Origin of the sequence: Rhodococcus sp. IEGM1428 (assembly GCF_050321865.1) — a bacterium.
GTDB lineage: Bacteria > Actinomycetota > Actinomycetes > Mycobacteriales > Mycobacteriaceae > Rhodococcoides.
Map to the genome: position 1 here is coordinate 1,420,836 of NZ_JBNQFW010000001.1, position 23,966 is coordinate 1,444,801.

The following is a 23,966-nucleotide window of genomic DNA, read 5'->3' on the forward strand; positions in this document are numbered from 1 at the left end:
CAGCGTCGAAGAACACAGGAGTTTCGCTTGACTACCCCACACGCCTCGAACACGCCCGCCGCATCGGTCGACGGTGGATCCGGCGAGAACGGAGTCGGCACCGCGCGCGTCAAGCGGGGTATGGCCGAGATGCTCAAGGGCGGCGTCATCATGGACGTGGTCACCGCCGATCAGGCCAAGATCGCCGAGGATGCCGGTGCCGTCGCCGTGATGGCTCTCGAGCGCGTTCCCGCCGACATCCGCGCCCAGGGTGGGGTGTCGCGTATGAGCGACCCCGACATGATCGACAGCATCATTTCTTCGGTGAGTATCCCGGTGATGGCCAAGGCACGCATCGGACACTTCGTCGAGGCGCAGATCCTGCAGAGCCTGGGCGTCGACTACATCGACGAGTCCGAGGTGCTCACCCCGGCCGACTACGCCAATCACATCGACAAGTGGAACTTCACCGTTCCTTTCGTCTGCGGTGCCACCAACCTGGGTGAGGCCCTGCGCCGAATCACCGAGGGTGCGGCCATGATTCGCTCCAAGGGTGAGGCCGGCACCGGTGACGTCTCGAATGCGACGACGCACATGCGCAAGATCCGCGACGAGATTCGCCGACTCACCTCGCTGCCCGAGGACGAGCTGTACGTGGCGGCGAAGGAACTGCAGGCACCGTACGACCTCGTCGTCGAGATCGCCAGGGCGGGCAAGCTGCCCGTCACGCTGTTCACGGCCGGCGGTATCGCTACCCCTGCCGATGCGGCGATGATGATGCAACTCGGCGCCGAGGGAGTGTTCGTCGGGTCGGGAATCTTCAAGTCCGGCAACCCGAAGGAGCGCGCCGAGGCAATCGTCAAGGCCACCACGTTCTTCGACGACCCCGACGTTCTCGCGAAGGTCTCGCGTGGCCTCGGTGAGGCGATGGTCGGCATCAATGTCGACGACCTCCCCGTGGGACACCGGCTCGCCGAGCGCGGTTGGTGACTCGCCTCTAGGGCCGGTGTTCCAAGGCCGGGCGGTCCGGGTGGTCCCATCGGACCAAAAAATCCGGCCGGCCGGCGGAACGGTCCGACCAATTCAGGCTGTCGTAATACGTCGCCAAGGGCTCGCAGGTCCATTCTTCGGCCGGATCGGTTTTGCGCCGCAGTGCAGTCTCGGACAAACGAAGGTGCACCGACAGATCGACGTCGAGGCCTCGCCCGAGCAGCATGGGACCGGCAATCAGCACGATCTCGTTGGGCGCGGCCGGGACGCTGCGGGCACGAGCCGATCGATCGGTTGCCTCATCCCACAGACGAGGAAGAAAGTGACCTCGGCCACCGGGTCGCAGCGGTGCGATGACCTCCCGAGATACGGCGTCGTAGTCGAACCACAGTGTGCGATAGCTCAATTCGTCGTGGCGTGAGTATTCGAATCGGATCGACGCTGGTCGGATGTAGTCGTGCAGATCGATCACGGTGGCCGAACGCCCGCCGGAGCGGGCGTGTTCTGCTGTGCGCGAGGCGAACTCGACCGGCTGCGCAGCATCGGCACCGTCGACCACGACTATGGTTCGGGTGCCGGCCGGACAGGATTCGACGATCGATGCCACGAGGAGATCGGGAAAGATCGGCACAGGTTGACCCACACCGACCATCTTGCCTGGTCGATCCATTGTTAGCCTGATTCACTGGAGAAAGGTGGGCACCAGCCATGGCCAGTATCGAGGACATTCTCGAATTGGAACGGATCGAGAACGACATCTATCGGGGACGGACTTTCCCGAGTCGTCTACCCCGGACGTTCGGCGGCCAGGTTGCGGGCCAGGCGCTCGTCGCGGCGGTGCGCACAGTGGCCCCCGAGTTTCGTGTGCATTCGCTGCACGGCTATTTCCTGCGTCCGGGCAACCCCAACGAACCGGCCGTGTTCATGGTCGATCGAATCCGCGACGGACGGTCGTTCTGTACGCGCCGCGTCACCGGAATTCAGCATGGCAAAGCGATATTCACGATGTCCGCATCGTTCCACGGCGACGACGACGGTATTTCTCATCAGGACCTCATGCCCGAGGTCGTCGGCCCGGAGACTCTGCCCGATCCGACCACCCTCGCCGAGTACGACAACTCGTACTACAAGGAGTGGTCGGAATGGGACATCCGTCTCATTCCCGATAGCCAGACCGTCAAGCATCCGAGTTTCGCTGCGCAGCAACGCGTCTGGTTCCGCTATCGCGACACGTTGCCCGACGATCAGGTCTTCCACGTCTGCGCACTGGCCTACATGAGCGACATGACGCTGCTGGGTTCGGCCAAGGTGCCGCACCCGGACGCCGTCACTCAGACCGCCTCCCTCGACCACGCCCTGTGGTTCCTCCGGCCGTTCCGTGCGGACGAGTGGTTGTTGTACGACCAGACGTCACCGTCCGCCGATTTCGGGCGGGCGCTGACTCAGGGCCGAATCTTCGACACCTCCGGACGCATGGTTGCCGCGGTGGTGCAGGAGGGGCTGATGCGGTACGAGCGAGACACCAGCAAATCCAACGTCGATCCGTTCGGCCTGAAGTGACCTCTCCGACCATCGGAGTTCTGGCACTGCAAGGCGATGTTCGTGAACATCTGGCAGCACTCGAGTCGAGTGGTGCGCACGGCATCACGGTGCGGCGTCCGGCCGAACTGGCACAGATCGACGGGCTGATCATCCCCGGTGGGGAATCGACGACCATGAGCAACCTGCTCGGTGTGTTCGATCTTCTCGACCCGTTGCGTGCCCGATTGGCCGAGGGCATGCCCGCATACGGGTCCTGCGCGGGCATGATCCTGCTGGCGTCCGAGATTCTCGATACCAGACCCGACGCGCGGCATCTGGACTCCCTCGATATCACCGTGCGGCGCAATGCTTTCGGCCGTCAGGTCGACTCCTTCGAGACCGATCTCGACGTCATCGACATCGACGGCGGCCCCGTACGAGCGGTGTTCATCAGGGCGCCTTGGGTCGAGCGTGTCGGCGACCGTGTCGAAGTCCTGGCCACCGTGCCCTATGGACCGGCTGCTGGGCGTGTGGTGGCCGTGAGGCAGAACTCGGTGCTGGCGACGAGCTTCCATCCCGAGGTCACCGGGGACGATCGGGTGCACCGACTCTTCGTCGACATGGTGCGCCGCAGTTAGAAACGGTGCGCCGCCGTTTCGAACCCGCCGAAGCAGGTCGGTCTCGAGCGCGGTACCGGGCGAGTAAAGTCGACAACACTGATTTCGAGCAGGAAGGGGCTCTATCGCATGAGCGGCCACTCAAAATGGGCCACCACCAAGCACAAGAAGGCGGTGATCGACGCCCGACGCGGCAAGTCTTTCGCCAAACTCATCAAGAACATCGAGGTGGCGGCCCGCACGGGTGGCGGTGACCCCACGGGCAACCCGACTCTCTTCGATGCCATCCAGAAGGCGAAGAAGACCTCGGTTCCGATCGACAACATCGAGCGGGCCCGTAAGCGAGGCGCAGGCGAAGAGACCGGTGGAGCCGACTGGCAAACCATCATGTACGAGGGCTACGGCCCCAACGGCGTGGCGATTTTGATCGAGTGCCTCACCGACAACCGGAACCGCGCCGCAGGCGAGGTACGCGTGGCAATGACGCGCAACGGCGGAAACATGGCAGACCCGGGATCGGTCTCGTACCTGTTCTCGCGCAAGGGCGTGGTGACTCTCGAGAAGAACGGTCAGAGTGAGGACGACGTCCTGATGGCCGTTCTCGAAGCCGGTGCCGAGGAAGTCAACGACAACGGCGACACGTTCGAGATCGTCAGCGAGCCGACGGACCTGATCGCAGTGCGCACCGCGCTGCAAGAGGCCGGATTCGACTACGACTCGGCCGAGGCGAGCTTTCAGGCCTCGGTCAACGTTCCGGTGGATGCGGACGGCGCGCGCAAGGTCTTCAAGCTCATCGACGCGCTGGAAGACAGCGACGACGTGCAGAACGTCTGGTCCAACGTGGACCTGTCCGACGAGGTCATGGCCGAGCTCGACGAAGAGGACTGACCGCCTCGATTTCGATCGAGCCAACAGGCCGGGTGTCGTATCCCTGATCCGTCGGTGCGCTCCGCTACGCTATCGAACAACAGTTCGTAAGCGGAAGGTGTGGTGGCGTGCGGGTGATGGGTGTCGACCCCGGTCTCACCAGGTGTGGGCTCAGTTTGATCGAGGGTGGTGTGGGTCGATCGGTGGTTGCTCTCGACGTGGATGTGGTGCGCACGCCCGCTGACATGGATCTTGCGCAGCGGTTGTTGCGCATCTCCGAGGCAGCAGAATATTGGCTCGATACCCACAAACCCTCGGTGGTGGCCATCGAGCGGGTGTTCGCGCAGCACAACGTCCGCACCGCCATGGGAACCGCGCAAGCCGGCGGAGTGATCGCGCTGGCGGCGGCCCGGCGGGGGATCGATGTCTGCTTCCATACCCCCAGTGAAGTCAAGGCTGCGGTCACCGGCAACGGTTCGGCCGACAAGGCCCAGGTCACTGCGATGGTCATGCGCATTCTCGGTCTGCAAACCGCCCCGACTCCGGCGGATGCCGCCGACGCCCTTGCGCTCGGCATCTGTCATTGCTGGAGAGCTCCGATGATCGCCCGGATGGCGAAAGCAGAAGCCATGGCGGCAGAACAGAAGCGCAAGTACGACGCGCGCCTGGCCGAGGAGCGTAAAGCTCGCGCCGTCGTTGCCCGCCGAATCGAGAAGATGGCCAAGAAAGAGGCGGGCGCACGATGATCGCATCGATCAGAGGCTCGGTGATCGACATCGCGCTCGATCACGCCGTGCTCGAGGCTGCCGGCGTCGGATACCGCATCAGCGCCACTCCGGCGACGCTGGCCACGCTGCACCGGGGGAGCGAATCGACGCTCCTGACAACCATGATCGTGCGCGAGGACTCGCAGACGCTGTACGGGTTTCCGGACGAGGAGTCACGCGAGCTGTTCGAGTTGCTCCTCACCGTGTCGGGCGTCGGACCGCGAATCGCGATGGCCACGCTCGCCGTGCACGAACCGGATGCGCTGCGAACGGCGTTGGCGGACAGTGACATCGGAGCACTGACGAGGGTTCCCGGAATCGGCAAACGTGGCGCGGAGAGAATGGTCGTCGAATTGCGCGACAAGGTGGACGCAGTGGTCGGCCGCGCTGGTAATTCGGTTCTGCCAGGATCCGGTGCCGGAAATTCGGTGCGCGATCAGATAGTCGAGGCGCTGATCGGGCTCGGGTTCCCGGCGAAGCAGGCCGAGGAGTCCACCGACGCGGTACTCGCCCAGCAGCCGGAGGCCACGACGTCGATTGCACTGAGGTCGGCCCTGGCGTACCTCGGAAAGTCCAGGTAGGCCGGCGTGGACGAGGACGACCAGTTCGCCGAATCGCAGGTGGGCGCGGACGCCATGTCCGACGACCTGGATGTCGAGACGAGCCTGCGTCCGAAGAACCTCACCGATTTCATCGGTCAGCCCCGGGTACGTGAGCAGCTCCAGCTCGTACTGTCCGGTGCCAAGATGCGCGGCGGCACTCCCGATCACATCCTGATGTCCGGGCCTCCGGGGCTCGGTAAGACCAGTATGGCGATGATCATCGCCGCCGAGTTGGGAACGTCGCTGCGGCTCACGTCCGGGCCGGCGCTCGAGCGCGCCGGTGACCTGGCAGCGATGCTCAGCAACCTGGTCGAGGGAGACGTGCTGTTCATCGACGAGATCCATCGCATCGCCCGTCCGGCCGAGGAGATGCTGTATCTGGCGATGGAGGACTTCCGCGTCGACGTCATCGTCGGTAAGGGGCCGGGTGCGACGTCGATACCGCTCGAGGTGGCTCCGTTCACGCTGGTCGGAGCGACCACCAGGTCGGGTGCTCTCACCGGGCCGCTGCGTGACCGATTCGGATTCGTGGCGCACATGGATTTCTACGAGCCGAGCGAGCTCGAGCGCATCCTCATGCGGTCGGCCGGAATACTCGGGGTGCCGATCGACCGAGACGGCTGCGCCGAGATCGCCGGCCGTTCGCGTGGCACTCCACGTATCGCGAACCGATTGCTCCGGCGAGTGCGCGACTACGCGGATGTGCGGGGCGACGGCACCGTCACCCGGGACACGGCCAAAGCGGCTCTGGTGGTGTACGACGTCGACAAGCTCGGCCTCGACCGACTCGACCGTGCCGTCCTCAGCGCACTCATCCGCAGCTTCGGCGGGGGACCGGTCGGCGTATCGACGCTGGCCGTAGCCGTCGGTGAGGAACCCTCGACGGTCGAGGAAGTGTGTGAACCCTTCCTGGTGCGCGCAGGCATGATCGCCCGAACACCGCGAGGCCGCGTTGCCACTGCCACCGCGTGGCAACATCTCGGTCTGACCCCGCCGCCGGACCTCGCGGTAGGGGGAATTTCGGTCCGATCCTCGGAGGCTGCGCAGGGATTATTCGACTGAATCGGGCAGAACACGAGACGAACGGACCGGATCGGTTCCCGGTGATGGCACACTGGGTAGCTGCGAGGCCCACACCCACGGCGTTCTCGCACGAGACAATGACGATTTTCGACCCGAACTTCGAGGACTGACCTTCCGATGGATTTGCTGTTTCCGCTGCTGATCGTGGCCCTTCTGGTACCGCTGTTTCTCAATGCGCGTCGACAGAAGAAGGTGCTGGCCAAAACCACGGAGATGCAGGACTCGCTGAAGGTGGGCGACGAGGTCGTCACCACAGCAGGCCTGTACGCCCGCGTGGTTCTGGTCGAGGACGACACGATCGACCTCGAGATCGCGGACGGCGTCATCACCACCTGGTCTCGCGCCGTAGTACGCGAGGTGCTGCCCGATGGCTCCGAATTCGACGACACCGAGTTCGAGACCACCACCGACGCCGACATCGCGTCCCTCGACTCGAGCACCAGCGCAGGGCCGTCGTTGCACAAGACCGACGTCTGCGGGCCCGACGAGACCGTGGAACAGACGGCGAAGCGGCTCGAAAAAGAGTGAGCAGCCGTTGATCCGAACCGCTGTCGGAGACTTCGATCCGGCAGCGGTTTCGTCTGCGGTGACCGATGTGGTGCACAATCGCAGCGCTCACCGCTGACATATCGGGCCGACAGTCCCCGCAGGAACCGACACTTTCCATCGCCTTAGAGGAGAAACACTCACCGTGGCACCTACCAGCGGACCGGTGCGTCCCGCCCGCTATCTCGCCGTTTTTGCGGTGCTGATAGCAGCGGTGTATGCCCTGGTCTTCTTCACCGGAGACAAAGACCCCTCACCGAAGCTGGGAATCGACCTGCAGGGCGGCACGCGCGTGACACTCACCGCGCGAACCCCCGATGGCAATGCGCCGACGCAGGACAGCCTGAAGCAGGCACAGCAGATCATCGAGACTCGCGTCAACGGTCTCGGTGTCACGGGCTCCGAGGTGGTCGTCGACGGTGACAACCTCGTCATCACGGTGCCCGGTGACGACAGTTCTCAAGCGCGCACTCTGGGCCAGACTGCACGACTGTTCATCCGACCCGTGGTGGGATCGGTTGCCCCGTCGGCGGGCCAGGGTGCAGGGTCGCAGCAAACGCCGGTCGATCCGGCCGCGCCGGTCGATCCGGCCGCTCCTACAGATCCCGCCGCTCCTGCTGCAGATCCCGCCGCACCTGCCGCTCCTCAGAGTCGCGTCTTCCCGGCGCAGGATCCGTCTGCGGTGGATCCGACGCCTGCGCCTGCGACCGACGCGCCCGCGACCGATGCACCCGCGACCGACGATCCCGCCGCGGATGCTTCGCTGTCGGACGCAGATCGTGCTGCTCAGGAGATCGCCGACGCCAAGACGCTGCGCCAGAGCGAGGATCAGCAGATTCAGCAGTTGGCGATGCAGTCCCTCGACTGCAACGCGGCCGACCCCCTCGCAGGCAACGACGATCCGGCTCTTCCCCTCGTTGCGTGCTCGACCGACGGGACGGCCGTCTACCTGCTCGGCCCGACGATCATCGACGGGCAGCAGATCGCCGACGCGACCTCCGGATTCGACAGCCAACAGGCCCAGTTCCAGGTGAGCCTGACGTTCGACTCGGACGGTTCCAACACGTGGGCTCAGTTCACCGCCGCCAACCTGCAGAAGCAGGCCGCATTCGTGCTGGACTCGAAGGTGATCAGTGCGCCGGTCATCCAGGGTGCCACCCCCGCGGGCAGCGCCACCTCGATCACTGGAAACTTCAACGCCCAGAGTGCATCGGAGCTGGCCAACACCCTCAAGTACGGCTCTCTACCGCTGTCCTTCGTATCCTCCGAGGCCGAAACTGTCTCGGCCACACTGGGATTGGCTTCGCTGGAAGCCGGCCTCATCGCCGGAGCCATCGGACTGGCGCTCGTGCTGGTCTACTGCCTGCTCTATTACCGCGCCCTGGGTCTGCTCACGGCGCTGTCGTTGGCGCTGGCGGGTCTCGTCGTCTACGGAATCATCGTTCTGTTGGGCAGGTGGATCAGCTTCACCTTGGACCTCGCAGGAATTGCGGGACTCATCATCGGCATCGGTATGACCGCGGACTCCTTCGTGGTGTTCTTCGAGCGCATCAAGGACGAAATTCGTGAGGGTCGCAGCTTCCGGTCTGCAGTGCCACGCGGTTGGGCACGCGCACGCAAAACCATCCTGTCCGGCAACGCGGTCAGCTTCATCGCGGCCGCGGTGCTGTACGTACTCGCTGTGGGGCAGGTCCGCGGCTTCGCCTTCACCCTCGGTCTGACGACGATCCTCGACATCATCGTCGTGGTGCTGGTGACCTGGCCACTGGTGTACCTGGCGTCGAAGTCGAAATTCTGGTCCAAGCCGTCCGTCAACGGTCTCGGTGCCGTCCAGCAGATCGCACTCGAACGAAAGCGTGCAGCCAACAAGGCGCTCGCCGTCAAGACCGGCACCACGCCGTCGAAGGAGGCATGACATGTCGGATACGACCACGTCGACCCCGTCGCCCCTCGACGACTCGAGTGTCGACCAGTCCACCCAGCCCAAGCACAGCTGGCTGTCCAGGCTCTACACCGGAACCGGTGCCTTCGACATCGTCGGTCGTCGCCGCTTCTACTACATCCTCACCGGTGTCATCGTGTTGGTGTGCCTGCTGAGCTTCCTCGTGCGCGGATTCACGCTCGGCATCGATTTCGAGGGCGGGACTCGTATTGCCCTTCCGGCCGCCGACAACATCTCCACCGAGCAGGTCGAAACCGTGTACAACGACTCGCTGGGTATGCCCCCGGTGTCGGTGCAGACGGTCGGCTCGGGCGCGGCAGCAACCGTGCAGATTCGCTCCGAGGCTCTCGACCCCGGTGAAGTGGACAGCTTGCGTCAGGCGTTGTTCCAGGCCTTCGAGCCGCAGGACAACAGCGGCACCGCTACTCCCAATGCGATCAGCGTGTCCGACGTCAGTGAGACCTGGGGTGGCCAGATCACCCAGAAGGCGTTGATCGCGCTCGCGGTGTTCCTGGTCATCGTCAGCATCTACATCGCTGTCCGATACGAACGGGATATGGCGTTCGCCGCTCTGGCTGCTCTGGGATTCGACCTCGTCGTCACTGCAGGCGTGTATTCGATCGTCGGGTTCGAGGTGACTCCTGCAACGGTCATCGGACTGCTGACGATCCTCGGTTTCTCGTTGTACGACTCGGTGGTGGTGTTCGACAAGGTCGAGGAAAACACTCGCGGGATCTTGAACCTGCACCGCAAGACGTACGCAGAGCAGGCCAACCTCGCCGTCAACCAGACCCTGATGCGCTCGATCAACACGACCGTCATCGGTGTTCTGCCGGTGATCGCGCTCATGATCGTCGCGGTCTGGCTGCTCGGAGTCGGCACACTCAAGGACCTGGCGCTGGTGCAGCTCGTCGGCATGATCGTCGGTGCCTACTCGTCCATCTTCTTCGCTACTCCGCTGCTGGTGACGCTCAAGGAGAAGTGGGGCCCGGTCGCTGCGCACACACGCAAGGTCCACTCCAAGCGGGCCGATGCGGCTGCCCGCGCGGCCGGTCTCGCTCCCGAACCGGTGGCCGTCGGAGTGTCCACCACCAAGGCGTCCACTCCGCAGCCGGGTAACCGGCCCACCGGAAAGCGAAACAAGAAGCGACGGTAGATATCCACCCTCGACTGGGACGGAGAGTGCACGTGAAACGCAGGTGGAGCGCGGCACTGGTGGCGGCGGGTGTCGCTGCGGTGTCCATCACCGCGTGTTCGTCGCCCGAGGACAAGGTTCCCTCGATCGGCTACTCGTTCGACAACGTCGTCGACACGTACAACGCGAGAACGGTCGACGGCGCGGCGTCGGGAGCTCGGCAGGCGTTCACCCGGGTGCAGGTGGGCTTCAGCTACCTCGGGCCCGAGGGGGATGCGTTGTCGGACAACGATATCGGGACCACGGAAGTGGTTCCCGGTGACACGTTGACCGTGCAGTACTCCATTGCCCCAGCGGCGAAGTACTCCGACGGTGCACCGATGGCCTGCGATGACCTCGTGTTGGCCTGGGCTGCGAACAGCGGCCGATTCGCCGCCGACGGTCCCTTGTTCGACGCGGCGTCGTCGGCCGGGTACTCGGACATCCAACGCATCGACTGCGTCCCCGGGGCCAAGGAGGCCACGGTCGTGTTCGCTCCAGGGCGCAGTTACCAGAACTGGCGTGCCCTGTTCGGTGCCACCGATCTGTTGCCCGCGCACGTTGCGGCCCGGGCGGCAGGAGTGCCGAATGTCGTCGATCCCATCCTGGCTGACGACAACGATGTCGTGGGCCGCATCGCCGAATTCTGGAACACCGGGTGGACACTGACGCCCGGCGCGATCGACACTTCGTTGCTGCCCTCGGCCGGGCCGTACCGCGTCGAGTCGTACACCGCCGACGGAGGTCTTGTTCTCGTCGCGAACGAGGCCTGGTGGGGAATTCCGCCCGAAACCGAGCAGGTCGTCGTCTGGCCCAAGGGCACCGACGTGGCTGCCAAGGTGGCGGACGGCTCGCTCGACGTGCTCGACCACGGTGCGGGTGCCATCGATCTCGGCACGACCGAGGGATTCGTGACCAGCGAGGAACCGTCACGAGGCCTCGAACAGTTGACCTTCGCCACACAAGGGGTGCTGGCCGACGCGAGCGCGCGACGAGCGGTGGCCGCGTGCATTCCGAGATCGGATCTGTTCGACACGCTCGGGCACCCGGGATCGGACGCTCCAGCGGCCGGGCTCGGCTCGGGAATCGTCGACGCTCGGCTGGTGCAACTGGACACCCTCGAGTATCCGGCGGTCGCAACCGTCGTCGGCGATCGGTATCGGCGCTCGGACCTGGATCAGGCGGGCAAGGAACTTGCTGCGGCAGGCGAGAGTGCCCTCACCGTTCGCGTCGGCTACCGGGGACCGGATGCTCGTCGCGCACAGGAAGTCGGCCGCATGGCTGCCGACTGCGCTGCAGCCGGAATCACCGTCGTCGATGCGAGCTCGCCGGAGTTCACGCCGTCGGCCCTGCGCGGCGGTGCCGTCGACGCGGTGCTGGGCAGCAGTGGTTCGCTGCCCGGGCCATCGGGGTCGGCAGGCGGAGCTGTCGCGCGGTATTCGCTGAGGACGGGAATCGGACTGAACGTCGGCGGCTACAGCAACGGCAGGATCGATTCCATCGTCGATCAGCTGGCGGTGACCGATGACCCCGAGCGAGTGCTGGCTCTCGCCACGGAGGGCGAGAACATCCTGTGGAACGACATGCCGTCGCTTCCCCTGTACAACGAGCCGCGCACCACCGTCGTCAGCGACGGAATGCAGGATGTGGTGCCCAACCCGACGGCCGCTGGTGCCGGATGGAACATGGATCGGTGGGTTCTTCTTCGATGAACGACGCAGGTGATCGGGCAGACTCAGTCGCTGCCGTGGCTCGGCTGACGCGGTGGGTCGACGACTTCCCCGTTCCCGGAGTGCGTTTCGGCGATCTGACGCCGGTGTTCGCAGACGGCAGCGCCTTGCGCAGCGTCGTGTCGGAGTTGGCGCAGGGCCACCACGATGTCGATCTGGTTGCGGGAATCGACGCGCGTGGCTTTCTGCTGGGTGCCGGTGTGGCCCTGCAGCTGGGCTGCGGTGTGCTGGCAGTGCGCAAGGCGGGCAAGCTGCCACCTCCGGTGCATTCGCGCTCCTACGACCTCGAATACGGGACCGCCGAGTTGCAGATCCCGACGGCGATCGAGCTGGCTGGACGGCGGGTGTTGGTGATCGACGACGTGCTGGCGACGGGCGGTACCGTCGACGCGACCGCACGGTTGTTGGCCGATCAGGGTGCGGTGATAGTCGGTGCCGCCGTCGTTCTCGAGATCACGGCCCTGGGAGGGCGTGAGAGGTGCAGTGACTACCCGCTCGCCTGCCTGGTTCGAGTATGAGGACTAAAGTCTCTACATAATGCGTTCTCCGGATGCGTCCGGCGACAGCGTGGAGCCCGTGGCAGGAGGTGATGAGAGTGACCCGTTACATCGATCAGCCCTTGCCGGATGGGCCCGCCGTCCCCGAAAGGCCTGACGTTTCCGATCAGGCCGGAGTCGACGTCGTGACCGAGGGCGAGACCGGCTCCGGTGACACCGGTCCCGCAGTCGAGCCCCCAGTGTCCCGTGATTCTGCTTCCCCCGATTCTGTGCCGAACGACGCGCAGGCTCCGTCCGGAACGCGCAATTCGGCACCGGTACCGACGTCGGCGTCACGGCGGGTGCGGGCCCGTCTGGCGCGACGCATCACCGCCGGACGCAGCGCCGCCGTCAAGCCGGTGCTCGAACCTCTCGTCAGCCTGCACCGCGAGCTCTACCCCAAGGCCGATCTCGCGTTGTTGCAGCGGGCCTACGACGTCGCGGACGAGTTGCATGCATCGCAGATGCGTAAGTCCGGCGATCCGTACATCACCCATCCGCTCGCCGTGGCGAACATCCTCGCCGAGCTGGGAATGGACACCACGACGCTGGTCGCGGCGTTGCTGCACGACACGGTCGAGGACACCGGGTATTCGCTCGCCAAGTTGACCGAGGAATTCGGCGAGGAGGTTTCCCATCTGGTCGACGGGGTGACCAAACTCGACAAGGTGGTTCTCGGAACCGCGGCCGAAGGCGAGACCATTCGCAAGATGATCATTGCGATGGCGCGAGATCCGCGGGTGCTCGTCATCAAGGTAGCAGACCGACTGCACAACATGCGCACCATGCGGTTCCTGCCGCCGGAGAAGCAGGCCCGCAAGGCGAAGGAAACGCTGGAAGTCATTGCGCCGCTTGCGCATCGGCTGGGAATGGCCACGGTCAAGTGGGAGCTCGAAGACCTGGCGTTCGCTATCCTGCACCCCAAGAAGTACGACGAGATCGTTCGTCTCGTCGCCGATCGGGCACCGTCACGCGACACCTACCTCGAGAAGGTGCGGGCCGAGATCAACGCGACCTTGGCCGCGTCGAGAATCAGCGCCGTGGTCGAGGGACGGCCGAAGCACTATTGGTCGATCTACCAGAAGATGATCGTCAAGGGCCGCGATTTCGACGACATCCACGATCTCGTGGGTGTACGGATCCTGTGCGACGAGATCCGTGACTGCTACGCCGCTGTGGGGGTCGTGCACTCGCTGTGGCAGCCGATGGCGGGCCGCTTCAAGGACTACATCGCCCAGCCGCGCTACGGCGTCTACCAGTCTTTGCACACCACGGTGATCGGACCCGAAGGCAAGCCTCTCGAGGTGCAGATCCGCACGCGGGACATGCACCGGACGGCAGAGTTCGGAATTGCTGCGCACTGGCGGTACAAGGAGACCAAGGGCAAGCACTCTCAGGACAACGCCGAGGTCGACGACATGGCGTGGATGCGCCAACTGCTCGACTGGCAACGTGAAGCAGCCGATCCAGGAGAGTTCCTCGAGTCGCTGCGCTACGACCTCGCGGTCAAGGAGATCTTCGTCTTCACGCCCAAGGGCGACGTTGTCACCCTGCCTGCCGGTTCGTGTCCGGTCGACTTCGCCTACGCGGTACACACCGAGGTGGGCCATCGCTGTATCGGCGCACGCGTCAATGGTCGACTTGTCGCACTCGAGCGCACCCTGGACAACGGTGAAGTGGTCGAGGTGTTCACCTCCAAGGCCGCCACCGCCGGACCGAGCCGGGACTGGCAGGGATTCGTGGCATCGCCGCGAGCGAAGACCAAGATTCGTCAGTGGTTCGCCAAGGAGCGCCGCGAGGAAGCACTCGAGGCCGGCAAGGACGCCATCGCGAAGGAGGTGCGCCGAGGCGGACTACCGTTGCAGCGGTTGATGAATGCCGAATCGATGTCGGCCATCGCGCACGAATTGCGGTACGTCGATGTCTCGGCGCTCTACACCGCGGTCGGCGAGAATCACGTGTCCGCTCGCCACGTGGTGCAGCGTTTGGTCGCTCATCTCGGGGGTGTCGGCGATGTCGAGGAAGAGCTCGCCGAGCGGTCGACTCCGTCGACAATTCCTACCCGTCCTCGCCAGGTCGGCGATGCCGGGGTGTTGGTCACCGGTGCGGACGGCGTCGTCGCGAAACTCGCGAAGTGCTGTACTCCCGTGCCAGGAGACGAGATCCTCGGATTCGTCACCCGCGGCGGTTCGGTCAGCGTGCATCGCACCGACTGCACCAACGCTCGCTCACTCGAGGAGCAGTCCGAGCGGTTCATCGAGGTTCAGTGGGCACCGTCGGCGTCCTCGGTGTTCCTGGTGGCCATTCAGATCGAGGCACTCGACCGCCACCGACTGCTCTCCGATGTGACCAAGGCGCTGGCCGACGAGAAGGTCAACATCCTCTCGGCATCCGTCGCCACGTCGGGAGACAGGGTTGCGATCAGCAAATTCACGTTCGAGATGGGTGATCCCAAGCATCTCGGTCACGTGCTGAACGTGGTCCGCAATGTCGAGGGCGTCTACGACGTCTACCGGCTGACATCGGCCGCCTGAGCGGTCCCGACAACGACGAGAGGGTGAGCAGAGATTTTCTGCTCACCCTCTCGTATTTCGAATCAATCTACGCCGTTGCCGATTCCAGGATCACCGGGTTCGCAGGCGCGCCGTCCTCGGAGCCTCCGGTCACCCCTCCCGCCGCGATGGCGTCGAGGGTGGCCAGTCCGCTCTCGGAGATGGTGCCGAACACCGTGTACTGCGGCGGCAGCACAGAATCGGCGTACACCAGGAAGAACTGGCTGCCGTTGGTGTCGGGACCGGCATTGGCCATCGCGAGCGTCCCGCGGGGGTAGACCACCGGATTCTCGGCCTGTGCGGGATCGCTGGTGTATGTCGTCGTGGGGTACTCGTTGGCGAAGCTGTATCCGGGTCCGCCTCGACCGGATCCGGACGGATCGCCGCACTGGAGCACCTCGAGGCCCGGTGACGTGGTCAACCGGTGGCAGGGAGAGCCGTCGAAGTATCCCTGCTGGACGAGGCTGACGACGCTGTTGACCGTGCACGGTGCCTGCGTCCGGTCCAGCGTGATGTCGATCGGCCCCTGGCTGGTGGCCAGTGCGACGTCGACGGTTCCGTACACGTCGACATTGTCGACGGGAGGTGGATTGACCTCCTTCGCGGCCGGCGTCTCCGCCGGATAGGCGCAGGACACAGTGTCGGTCGTCGGCTGTGGCACGGCTGGCAGCGCACCGAACCGAGACAGGTCCAACGCCGGCCGCTGTGTTGTCGTTGCCGCCTGAGCGGACGACGTCGTCGACGAGGTTGCTGCAGCAGGCTGGGCAGCGGGTTCGGCCGAACTGGAGCAGCCGGCCAGCACCAGAGCGGTAGCCGAGAGCCCGGTCAGTAGGACAGAGGTGCGGTTCACAGGTCGCTCAGCATGTTCGTGATGTCGACCGGCTCGGCGGGTGCTCCGTCGGATGCGCCGCCCTGCACTCCCTTGGCCGCGATGGCGTCGAGGGTGGCGAGGCCGGTCTCGTCGATCGTGCCGAACGCGGTGTAGGCAGGCGGCAGTTCCGAATCCCCGTAGACCAGGAAGAACTGGCTGCCGTTGGTTCCCGGACCGGCATTGGCCATCGCCAACGTGCCGCGCGGGTACGCGATCGGTGTCTGCGCAGCGGGGTCGCCCTCGGCGAACGTGTCGGTGGGGAATTCGTCGGCGAACTGGTAGCCCGGTCCACCGCTTCCGGTGCCCGTGGGATCGCCGCATTGCAGCACCTGAAGACCGGCACCGGTGGTGAGTCGATGACAGGTGGTGCCGTCGAAGTAGCCCTGGTTGGCGAGCGAGACGAAACTGTTCACCGTGCACGGCGACTCGGGGTTGTTCAGAGTCAAACCGATATTGCCCTGGTTCGTGGTCATGCTGTAGCTCAGCGGCTCGTCGCTGGTGGGGACGTTGTCGGTGCGCGGGGGAGTGTTCTCCTTGGCCGCAGGCTGTGCCGCAGCGGGATAGGAGCAGTTCACCGTCTCGGGCAGGGGCTCGGAACGTCCCGCCGCGATGAGGGAGTCGGCGGGTGCGGACGTCGTCGATTCCTGGGCGGTACTGGCATCGTCGTCACCGCGGGTCACCACGTACACGACCGAGACGACGGCCACGACTGCGACGACACCGAGAATCGAACCTGCAATCGTCAATTGCTTACGACGCCGTGCGCGCTCCGCACGGCGTACGAGTTGGCGTTCGAGCTTTCGTTTGGCAGCCTCGCGCCGTTGCTCGTTGCTGGGCAATTCGTGTTCCTCCCGCTTGTCCGAAAATCGACCTCGCCCGCTCGCTGCACGGACCGATCGTGTGGTAACAGGCCGAAATCGGCCAACGCGAGTGTGCCATCAATGCCTGAGAGCATGCTGGGGGGACCCGATCCGAACGGCCCCACTAAGCTTGTTCGGTACTTCGGCCTCAGCCTTTAGGAGCGATTGGTTTGCTCGTCACCGGATTCCCCGCAGGCATGTTTCAGACGAATTGTTACATCCTGGCCCAGGACGACGCGTCCGAGTGCGTCGTCGTCGATCCCGGCCAGGACGCCGCCGATCCGCTGATCGATTTTCTGACGCGATCTTCGCTCACTCCCACCGCAGTGCTGCTCACGCACGGCCACCTCGACCACACGTGGTCGGTCGAGCCGATCTGCGAAAAGTACGGCATTGCTGCGTACATCGCACCCGAAGATCGATACATGCTCTCGGACCCGATCAAGGGAACGGGTCCAGCGTTGGCTGCCGTGCTGGGTGACATCGAGTTCCGCGAACCGGCCGAGGTGATCGAACTCGCCGACGGCGAGCAGCTGGATCTCGCCGGAATCGAGTTCTCGGTGGTGCACACGCCCGGGCACACCCAGGGTTCGGTGGTGTTTCTCACTCGGGCCGACGGGCCGGACGGTGCGGTCCCGTTGGCGCTGACCGGAGACACCCTCTTCGCGGGGTCGATCGGTAGGACGGATCTACCCGGCGGCGATCACGACCAGCTACTGCGGTCCATCGCGACCCGATTGCTGCCGCTCGGTGACGACACCGTGGTATTGCCCGGACACGGCGGCCAGAGTTCGATCGGTCAGGAACGTGCGTCCAATCCGTTCCTCGTTGGACTCGGCGACCCCGAGCAAGGGAAGCTGTGAGCGTGAGCAAGCCGACCACCTTTTCTGCGCCCAAGGGCATTCCCGACTACTTTCCCCCCAACTCGGCCGAGTTCGTCGCCGTGCGAGAGGGGCTGCTCGACGCCGCCCGCAACGCCGGCTACGGACACATCGAACTGCCGATTTTCGAGGACACCGGGCTGTTCGCCCGTGGGGTCGGGGAGTCGACCGATGTGGTGAGCAAGGAGATGTACACGTTCGCCGATCGCGGAGATCGGTCGGTGACGCTGCGTCCCGAGGGCACCGCGGGGGTCATGCGTGCGGTGATCGAGCACGGATTGGATCGGGGCGCGCTCCCGGTGAAGTTGGCCTACTCCGGGCCGTTCTTCCGTTACGAGCGCCCGCAGGCCGGGCGGTACCGGCAGCTGCAACAGGTGGGTGTCGAAGCGATCGGCATCGACGACCCGGCGTTGGACGCCGAGGTCATAGCCGTGGCCGACGCCGGTTTTCGCGCTCTCGGGCTCACCGGTTTCCGCCTGGAGATCACCTCGCTCGGTGACGACACCTGCCGCCCTCAGTATCGAGAGTTGTTGCAGCAGTTCCTCTTTGCGCTTCCGTTGGACGAGGACACGCGTCGGCGCGCCGAGATCAACCCGCTGCGGGTGCTCGACGACAAGCGGCCGGAGGTGCGCGAGATGACCGCGGACGCGCCGTTGATGCTCGATCACCTCTCCGATTCGGCCAAAGAACACTTCGACGAGGTCCTGGCGTATCTGGACGTGATGAACGTCCCTTATCTGGTGAACCCACGGATGGTGCGCGGCCTGGACTACTACACCAAGACCACGTTCGAGTTCGTGCACGACGGGCTGGGGGCGCAATCGGGCATCGGCGGCGGCGGCCGCTACGACGGGCTGATGGAACAGCTGGGCGGGCAAGCGTTGTCGGGTATCGGATTCGGGCTCGGCGTCGACCGCACCGTCCTCGCCCTGGCCGCCGAGGGAAAGACTGCGGGGGCCACGTCGCGGTGTCAGGTGTTCGGCATCCCGATGGGTGCCGCAGCCAAACTGGCGATCGTCGATATCGCCGCTCAGCTACGCGAACGGGGTATCGCAGTGGACATGGCGTACGGAAATCGCGGCATCAAAGGAGCGATGAAAGCAGCCGATCGATCGGGTGCCCGATACGCGCTGGTGCTGGGCGAGCAAGAACTGTCGGCGGAATCGGTTGTGGTGAAAGACCTCTCGAACGGGGAGCAGGACACTGTCGCGTTGGCCGACGTGGTCGACGCCCTCGGGGTCCGCCTTGGCCGATGACCCTCGGCCCGCTGCCGGGCCGATAGCCTTGGACCTGGTCTCGGTGGAGTTCCTGGCCCCGCGCCTGCGGAAAATCATTGTCGGGTCGGCGGCGATCGGGATCGTTCTCGCCGTCGTCCTGGCGCTGTTCGTGCCGGTGTGGGTTGCCGTTCTCGTCGGGGTGATCATCGGTGGCCCCGCAGTACTGTCGGGCTGGCTGGGCCTGCGTCGGCGGGTGTGGCTCGATGGTCCGCAACTCTGCGCGCGAGGGTTGCGCACTCGCCGGCTGCAGATGCCGGAGGTGGTGACGGCCGAGCTGACGATTCGCACGGCCGGGATCGATCAGATCTCGTTGCGGCTCTACGACGGTCGCACTCGCGTAGTCCTACCACTGGCGCTGTACACCAACGGTGGGGGTCGTGAACTGCCGATCCTCGCCCTACGCACCCTCGCCGATTCGCTGTGGACCACCGAGCTCGTCCCGGCGGCGGCCATCGCGTCGGTCCTGGTGGACCAGCTACGGGCCGAGGCACGTGACGCCGGACTCGACGAACGGCCCCTCTACCGAGCGATCGAACTGGTTCGCAGCAAGGGTCGTACTCCGCATGCGACGCTGACCGACCGCGAGGTCGCCCAGTTGCTCCGGTGAACGAGCAGGTATCAGGTCACCAGGAACGCGTCGAGGACCACGGCCTCGGCCGATCGTGAGCCGGAGGTGACCACCAGTGCACGGTTGAGATAGGTGAACGTCGGAACAGCCGTCGACACTCGCAACGTGCCACGGAAGTAGTAGGTAGCAGGGTCGACTTCTCGGTCGGGATCGTCGAGAGCGTCGATGACCTCGGCCGGGCCGAACTGAACCCCGCGATAGTCGAGTGAAAGGTAACCGCCGGTTGCCAATTCGAGGACGAGATCACTGCTGAACTCGGTGCATCCGTCGGGTCGTGTGACGCTGACGACGGTGGATCGAGCAGCCAGAGTGCCCTCGATGTCCGGGCCCGGGGCGGCCCCGCCGAGGACGGTGGTGACGACTCGGTCGCCTTCGGGTACCGAACCGATCTCGATGGCCGGTCCCAGCGTGAGTCCCAGGCGCAGAATGGGTTCGAGGGTCGGTGTGTTCGGGGCGGTCACGTGCGGTGCACTCCTAGGATCGACTTGACGCCCTACGCTATCGCTTGTCGGCTGCCGGATCCGAGCGGGGATGCGGGGGAGCGCTACCGACCTTGACACCGCATAGAACAAATGTTCGACTGTGTGCATGCGATGGGCCGGTCAGACTCTCGATGCCGCGGACGACGGCGCGCTACCGGGACTCGAACGGTCCGGGCTCGTCCGCAGCGTGCAGACCCCGGAGTTCGAGGGAATAACCTTCCACGAGGTGCTGTGCAAGAGTGCCCTGAACGAGGTTCCGGGTGAATCGCAGGTGCCCTTCTCGTGGACCGTGAATCCGATGCGGGGATGTTCGCATGCGTGCCGGTACTGCTTCGCCAGACCGACACACGAATACCTGGACCTCGACTCCGGCAACGACTTCGACTCGCAGATCGTCGTCAAGACCAATGTCGCGGCAGTCCTACGCAAAGAGCTCGCACGTCGATCCTGGAAAAGGGAGCCGGTAGCGCTCGGGACGAACACCGATCCCTATCAGCGCGCCGAGGGCCGATACCGGTTGATGCCCGGCATCATTCGGGCGTTGACGGAGTCCGGTACGCCGTTCTCGATCCTGACCAAGGGCACACTGCTGCGTCGCGACCTGCCCTTGTTGACGTTGGCTGCTCAGCAGGTAGATGTGCACGTGAGCATCAGCCTCGCCATCCACGACCCCGATCTGCAGAAGCAGCTCGAGCCCGGGACCCCCAGTCCACGTGCACGATTGGACCTCATTCGTGCCGTCCGTGACGCAGGCCTGGATTGTGGAGTTTTGGTCGCACCGGTGATTCCCTTCCTCACGGACGGTGCCAAGCATCTCGACGGTCTGATCAGCGCACTGGCCGACGCGGGAGCTACGAGTGTGACGGCGTTGCCGATGCATCTACGGTCCAGCACCAAGGACTGGTACATGAGCTGGCTGGTGAAGGAGCACCCGGCGTTGGTCCGGCGATACCGTCAGCTCTACGGTCACGGGGCGTACGTGACGCCCGAGTACAGGCAGTGGCTCCGAGGGCGTATCGACCCGTTGCTCGAGACATACGGGTTCGCCGTAGAACAAACCCGGTCTTTGCCTGCCAACGAGCCCGCCGAACCCCGAGAACTGGCGACCTCGGGACCGGCACTCACACTGTTCTGAGCGGTGCGATCACGGGTTGTTCAGATCGCGCGCCGAGAACGTGTCGCAGGCCGCGACCTGTCCGGTCTCGTACCCGGCGGTGAACCATGCCTGCCGCTGCGCAGAGGAGCCATGCGTCCAGCCCTCGGGGTTGACGCGTCCGGTCGAAGCCTGCTGGATGCGGTCGTCGCCCACCGACGATGCTGCCGACAGGGCATCGCCGATGTCGGTAGAGGTCAGCGGCTCGAGGAACGGAACCCCGGTTTTCGGATCGACCGTCTCGGCTGCGTAGTGCGCCCAGATGCCCGCGTAGCAATCTGCCTGCAACTCCACCTTGACGCCACCGGACTCGGGTCCCTGCGGATCGGCTTGCGCGCGCCCGATGTCACCCAGCTGATTTTGGATGTGGTGGCCGATCTCGTGCGCCACCACGTACTCCTGCGCGAGTGGTCCGCCGCTGGAGCCGAACTGGTCGACGAGTACCTGGAAGAAGCTGGTGTCGAAATATGCGGTGGAATCGGCCGGGCAGTAGAACGGCCCGACGGCGCTGGTGGCGTTGCCGCAGCCAGTGTTGGTTGCACCCGAGAACAGGTTGACAGCCGGCTGGACGTACGCGACGCCGGTCTGCGATTGCAGCTGCGATTCCCACACGGTGTCGAGGCTCGCTACCGTGAAATCGACTCGGCAGTCGACATTGCTGTTCGCCTCTGTGACGTCACAGTCGAGCGTTCCGGACGACCCGGAGTCGTTCTGTCCGGCGGAACTGTCGCCGCCACTGATCTGGTTCAGGATTGCTCCCGGGTCGCCGCCGAACAGCAGGGCAAGGACGATGATGACCAAGCCACCCGCTCCGCCACCGATGGCCAACTTGCCGCGTCCGCCGCCCCCGCCGCCGCCGACCGAGACTCGGCCCGGTTCCGATTGCGAGCCTTCTCTGAACGTCATGACCGAGTTCCCCTCCGCCGAGCCCGCATCTGTGATGCGAACCGATACCGCCACTGTCGGCCTTAGCTTCGCATGCCGGGACGGCATCTCGTTTCCTTCTACGGTGATGTGCTCCGTAGGATCGGTGAGCGAAGAACACGATCAGCGGATTTTTCTCGAAAGGACACCCGTGCTGCGCACCCACCTCGCCGGCTCATTACGCCCCGAGCACGTCGACCGAACCGTGACGCTGACGGGATGGGTGGCCCGTCGACGCGATCACGGCGGCGTCATCTTCATCGACCTTCGTGACGCATCCGGTGTGTCTCAGGTCGTTTTCCGCGAGGGAGCAGCACTCGAGCAGGCACACCGTCTGCGTGCCGAGTACGTCGTGAAGGTGACCGGCAAGGTCGAGGGTCGACCCGAGGGGAACGCAAACTACGAGATCCCCACCGGTGCCATCGAGGTCGAGGCCTCCGAGATCGAGGTCTTGTCCGAGGCCGCACCGCTGCCGTTCCAGCTGGACGATCAGCCGGGCGAGGAAGCTCGTCTGAAGTACCGCTACCTCGACCTGCGGCGTGAGGGCCCCGGCCGTGCCATTCGGCTGCGTTCGCACGTCAACGCTGCCGCCCGGTCGGTGCTTGCGCATCACGAGTTCGTCGAGGTCGAGACCCCGACGCTGACGCGTTCCACTCCCGAAGGCGCACGAGACTTCCTCGTTCCCGCACGTCTGCAGCCGGGCAGTTTCTACGCTCTGCCACAGAGCCCGCAGCTGTTCAAGCAGTTGCTGATGGTCGGTGGTATCGAGCGGTACTACCAGATTGCCCGGTGCTACCGAGACGAGGACTTCCGCGCTGATCGCCAGCCGGAGTTCACCCAGCTCGACGTCGAGATGAGCTTCGTCACCCAGGACGACGTCATCCTGTTGGCCGAGGAGATTCTGGCGTCGCTGTGGAAGCTCGTCGGGCATCACTTCACCGCGCCCATCCCGCGGATCACGTACGCCGAGGCCATGCGGCGCTACGGTTCCGACAAGCCGGACCTGCGATTCGACATCGAGCTTGTCGAGTGCACGGACTTCTTCTCCGAGACCACCTTCCGGGTGTTCCAGGCTCCCTACGTCGGCGCGGTCGTCATGCCCGGTGGCGCGTCGCAGCCCCGCAAGCAACTGGACCGCTGGCAGGAATTCGCCAAGCAACGTGGGCACAAGGGCCTCGCGTACGTTCTCGTCGGCGAGGATGGCACCCTCGGCGGCCCGGTCGCAAAGAATCTGACCGACGCCGAACGCGACGGCCTGGCCGCGCACGTCGGTGCGAACAACGGCGACGCGATCTTCTTCTCCGCAGGACCCGTCAGGGCCTCGCGCGGACTGCTCGGTGCCGTCCGCGGCGAGATCGCCCGCAAGCTCGACTTGATCGACCCGAACGCCTGGGCATTCGTCTGGGTCGTCGACGCTCCGCTGTTCGAGCCGACGTCCGATGCCACCGCCAGCGGTGACGTAGCCGTCGGATCCGGCGCGTGGACGGCTGTGCACCACGCGTTCACCTCGCCGAAGCCGGAGTCGATGGAGACGTTCGACACCGACCCCGGGTCTGCTCTGGCCTACGCCTACGACATCGTCTGCAACGGCAACGAGATCGGTGGCGGCAGTATTCGTATCCACCGCAAGGACATTCAGGAACGAGTGTTCGCGATCATGGGTATCGGCAAGGAGGAGGCGCAGGAAAAGTTCGGCTTCCTACTCGACGCCTTCAGCTACGGCGCTCCTCCCCATGGCGGAATCGCGTTCGGCTGGGACCGGATCACAGCGCTGCTCGCCGGGGTCGATTCCATCCGTGAGGTCATCGCATTCCCCAAGTCCGGTGGCGGCATCGACCCGTTGACCGACGCGCCCGCACCGATCACGCCGCAGCAGCGTAAGGAATCGGGCGTCGACTTCAAGCCGGAAAAGAAGGAAGAGTCTCCAGCTTCGGCCGAGACTGTGGTCGACGCGTAACAGTCGACTTCCGAACACGAATGTCCC

Annotated in this window: 23 protein-coding genes; 18 read left to right on the plus strand and 5 right to left on the minus strand. The window is 64.9% G+C overall.

What is annotated here, in order from left to right; all coding sequences use genetic code 11:
• Positions 1-27 precede the first annotated feature (27 nt).
• A complete protein-coding gene (gene pdxS, locus ACQR3T_RS06680) occupies positions 28-969 on the plus strand; it encodes a pyridoxal 5'-phosphate synthase lyase subunit PdxS (protein WP_032403325.1) in 942 nt (313 codons plus the stop codon).
• A 7-nt stretch (positions 970-976) separates the two neighbouring features.
• Here pdxS and ACQR3T_RS06685 read toward each other — a convergent pair whose 3' ends face one another.
• Positions 977-1,639 (minus strand): hypothetical protein, encoded by a 663-nt coding sequence (locus ACQR3T_RS06685; RefSeq protein ID WP_230594576.1) that lies wholly within the window; start codon positions 1,637-1,639, stop codon positions 977-979.
• 38 nt (positions 1,640-1,677) lie between these two features.
• On the opposite strand from ACQR3T_RS06685, the gene ACQR3T_RS06690 reads away from it, so the two are divergent.
• The 12 genes from ACQR3T_RS06690 (at position 1,678) to ACQR3T_RS06745 (ending at position 14,888) form a co-directional block, all read left to right on the plus strand.
• Positions 1,678-2,529 (plus strand): acyl-CoA thioesterase, encoded by an 852-nt coding sequence (locus ACQR3T_RS06690; RefSeq protein ID WP_428692822.1) that lies wholly within the window; start codon positions 1,678-1,680, stop codon positions 2,527-2,529.
• The gene (gene pdxT, locus ACQR3T_RS06695; RefSeq protein WP_428692823.1) at positions 2,526-3,128 is read left to right on the plus strand and encodes a pyridoxal 5'-phosphate synthase glutaminase subunit PdxT; all 603 of its coding nucleotides are present in this window, start codon (positions 2,526-2,528) and stop codon (positions 3,126-3,128) included. Before ACQR3T_RS06690 ends, pdxT begins: the two co-directional genes overlap by 4 nt.
• 108 nt (positions 3,129-3,236) lie before the next feature.
• On the plus strand, positions 3,237-3,995 hold the full coding sequence (locus tag ACQR3T_RS06700) for a YebC/PmpR family DNA-binding transcriptional regulator (RefSeq protein ID WP_032377773.1): 759 nt from the start codon (positions 3,237-3,239) through the stop codon (positions 3,993-3,995).
• Positions 3,996-4,102: 107 nt separating this feature from the next.
• Entirely contained in the window at positions 4,103-4,720 is a 618-nt protein-coding gene (gene ruvC / locus ACQR3T_RS06705) for a crossover junction endodeoxyribonuclease RuvC (protein WP_032377774.1), read from the plus strand.
• Positions 4,717-5,322, plus strand: a complete 606-nt coding sequence (gene ruvA, locus ACQR3T_RS06710) for a Holliday junction branch migration protein RuvA (RefSeq protein ID WP_428692824.1) — start codon at positions 4,717-4,719, stop codon at positions 5,320-5,322. The genes ruvC and ruvA overlap by 4 nt, the downstream gene beginning before the upstream one ends.
• A gap of 54 nt (positions 5,323-5,376) precedes the next feature.
• A complete protein-coding gene (ruvB, locus tag ACQR3T_RS06715; protein WP_052065147.1) occupies positions 5,377-6,405 on the plus strand; it encodes a Holliday junction branch migration DNA helicase RuvB in 1,029 nt (342 codons plus the stop codon).
• Between the two features lie 138 nt (positions 6,406-6,543).
• Complete coding sequence (gene yajC / locus ACQR3T_RS06720; protein ID WP_428692825.1) at positions 6,544-6,954, plus strand: preprotein translocase subunit YajC; 411 nt, start codon at positions 6,544-6,546, stop codon at positions 6,952-6,954.
• A 163-nt stretch (positions 6,955-7,117) separates the two neighbouring features.
• Positions 7,118-8,887, plus strand: a complete 1,770-nt coding sequence (gene secD / locus ACQR3T_RS06725; RefSeq protein WP_052070401.1) for a protein translocase subunit SecD — start codon at positions 7,118-7,120, stop codon at positions 8,885-8,887.
• A 1-nt stretch (position 8,888) separates the two neighbouring features.
• Positions 8,889-10,070 carry a protein translocase subunit SecF gene (secF, locus tag ACQR3T_RS06730; protein ID WP_037173860.1) on the plus strand — a complete coding sequence of 394 codons (1,182 nt, stop codon included), beginning with the start codon at positions 8,889-8,891 and terminating at the stop codon, positions 10,068-10,070.
• Positions 10,071-10,096: 26 nt separating this feature from the next.
• The gene (locus tag ACQR3T_RS06735) at positions 10,097-11,800 is read left to right on the plus strand and encodes an ABC transporter substrate-binding protein (protein ID WP_428692826.1); all 1,704 of its coding nucleotides are present in this window, start codon (positions 10,097-10,099) and stop codon (positions 11,798-11,800) included.
• Complete coding sequence (locus ACQR3T_RS06740; RefSeq protein ID WP_428692827.1) at positions 11,797-12,336, plus strand: adenine phosphoribosyltransferase; 540 nt, start codon at positions 11,797-11,799, stop codon at positions 12,334-12,336. Before ACQR3T_RS06735 ends, ACQR3T_RS06740 begins: the two co-directional genes overlap by 4 nt.
• Positions 12,337-12,584: 248 nt before the next feature.
• Complete coding sequence (locus ACQR3T_RS06745) at positions 12,585-14,888, plus strand: RelA/SpoT family protein (RefSeq protein ID WP_052065146.1); 2,304 nt, start codon at positions 12,585-12,587, stop codon at positions 14,886-14,888.
• Positions 14,889-14,955: 67 nt separating this feature from the next.
• Here the strand turns inward: ACQR3T_RS06745 and ACQR3T_RS06750 are convergent, their stop codons facing one another.
• A complete protein-coding gene (locus ACQR3T_RS06750; RefSeq protein ID WP_428692828.1) occupies positions 14,956-15,756 on the minus strand; it encodes a peptidylprolyl isomerase in 801 nt (266 codons plus the stop codon).
• The gene (locus ACQR3T_RS06755; protein ID WP_032377781.1) at positions 15,753-16,616 is read right to left on the minus strand and encodes a peptidylprolyl isomerase; all 864 of its coding nucleotides are present in this window, start codon (positions 16,614-16,616) and stop codon (positions 15,753-15,755) included. The genes ACQR3T_RS06750 and ACQR3T_RS06755 overlap by 4 nt, the downstream gene beginning before the upstream one ends.
• 191 nt (positions 16,617-16,807) lie before the next feature.
• Between ACQR3T_RS06755 and ACQR3T_RS06760 the strand changes: the two genes are divergently transcribed.
• The 3 genes from ACQR3T_RS06760 to ACQR3T_RS06770 are packed head-to-tail and all read left to right on the plus strand — an operon-like array spanning position 16,808 to position 19,402.
• Entirely contained in the window at positions 16,808-17,500 is a 693-nt protein-coding gene (locus tag ACQR3T_RS06760) for an MBL fold metallo-hydrolase (RefSeq protein ID WP_428692829.1), read from the plus strand.
• A 2-nt stretch (positions 17,501-17,502) separates the two neighbouring features.
• Complete coding sequence (gene hisS, locus ACQR3T_RS06765) at positions 17,503-18,774, plus strand: histidine--tRNA ligase (RefSeq protein WP_428692830.1); 1,272 nt, start codon at positions 17,503-17,505, stop codon at positions 18,772-18,774.
• Complete coding sequence (locus tag ACQR3T_RS06770; protein WP_428692831.1) at positions 18,764-19,402, plus strand: hypothetical protein; 639 nt, start codon at positions 18,764-18,766, stop codon at positions 19,400-19,402. The genes hisS and ACQR3T_RS06770 overlap by 11 nt, the downstream gene beginning before the upstream one ends.
• An 11-nt stretch (positions 19,403-19,413) precedes the next feature.
• On the opposite strand, the gene ACQR3T_RS06775 is transcribed toward ACQR3T_RS06770, so the two are convergent.
• Complete coding sequence (locus tag ACQR3T_RS06775) at positions 19,414-19,884, minus strand: DUF3237 domain-containing protein (RefSeq protein ID WP_428692832.1); 471 nt, start codon at positions 19,882-19,884, stop codon at positions 19,414-19,416.
• 127 nt (positions 19,885-20,011) lie between these two features.
• Here ACQR3T_RS06775 and ACQR3T_RS06780 point away from each other — a divergent pair, with 127 nt between their 5' ends.
• Positions 20,012-21,040 carry an Rv2578c family radical SAM protein gene (locus tag ACQR3T_RS06780; protein WP_428692833.1) on the plus strand — a complete coding sequence of 343 codons (1,029 nt, stop codon included), beginning with the start codon at positions 20,012-20,014 and terminating at the stop codon, positions 21,038-21,040.
• Positions 21,041-21,049: 9 nt separating this feature from the next.
• Here ACQR3T_RS06780 and ypfJ read toward each other — a convergent pair whose 3' ends face one another.
• Positions 21,050-21,964, minus strand: a complete 915-nt coding sequence (gene ypfJ, locus ACQR3T_RS06785) for a KPN_02809 family neutral zinc metallopeptidase (RefSeq protein WP_428692834.1) — start codon at positions 21,962-21,964, stop codon at positions 21,050-21,052.
• 169 nt (positions 21,965-22,133) lie between these two features.
• Here ypfJ and aspS point away from each other — a divergent pair, with 169 nt between their 5' ends.
• Positions 22,134-23,939 carry an aspartate--tRNA ligase gene (gene aspS, locus ACQR3T_RS06790; protein WP_032377786.1) on the plus strand — a complete coding sequence of 602 codons (1,806 nt, stop codon included), beginning with the start codon at positions 22,134-22,136 and terminating at the stop codon, positions 23,937-23,939.
• Positions 23,940-23,966: the final 27 nt, after the last annotated feature.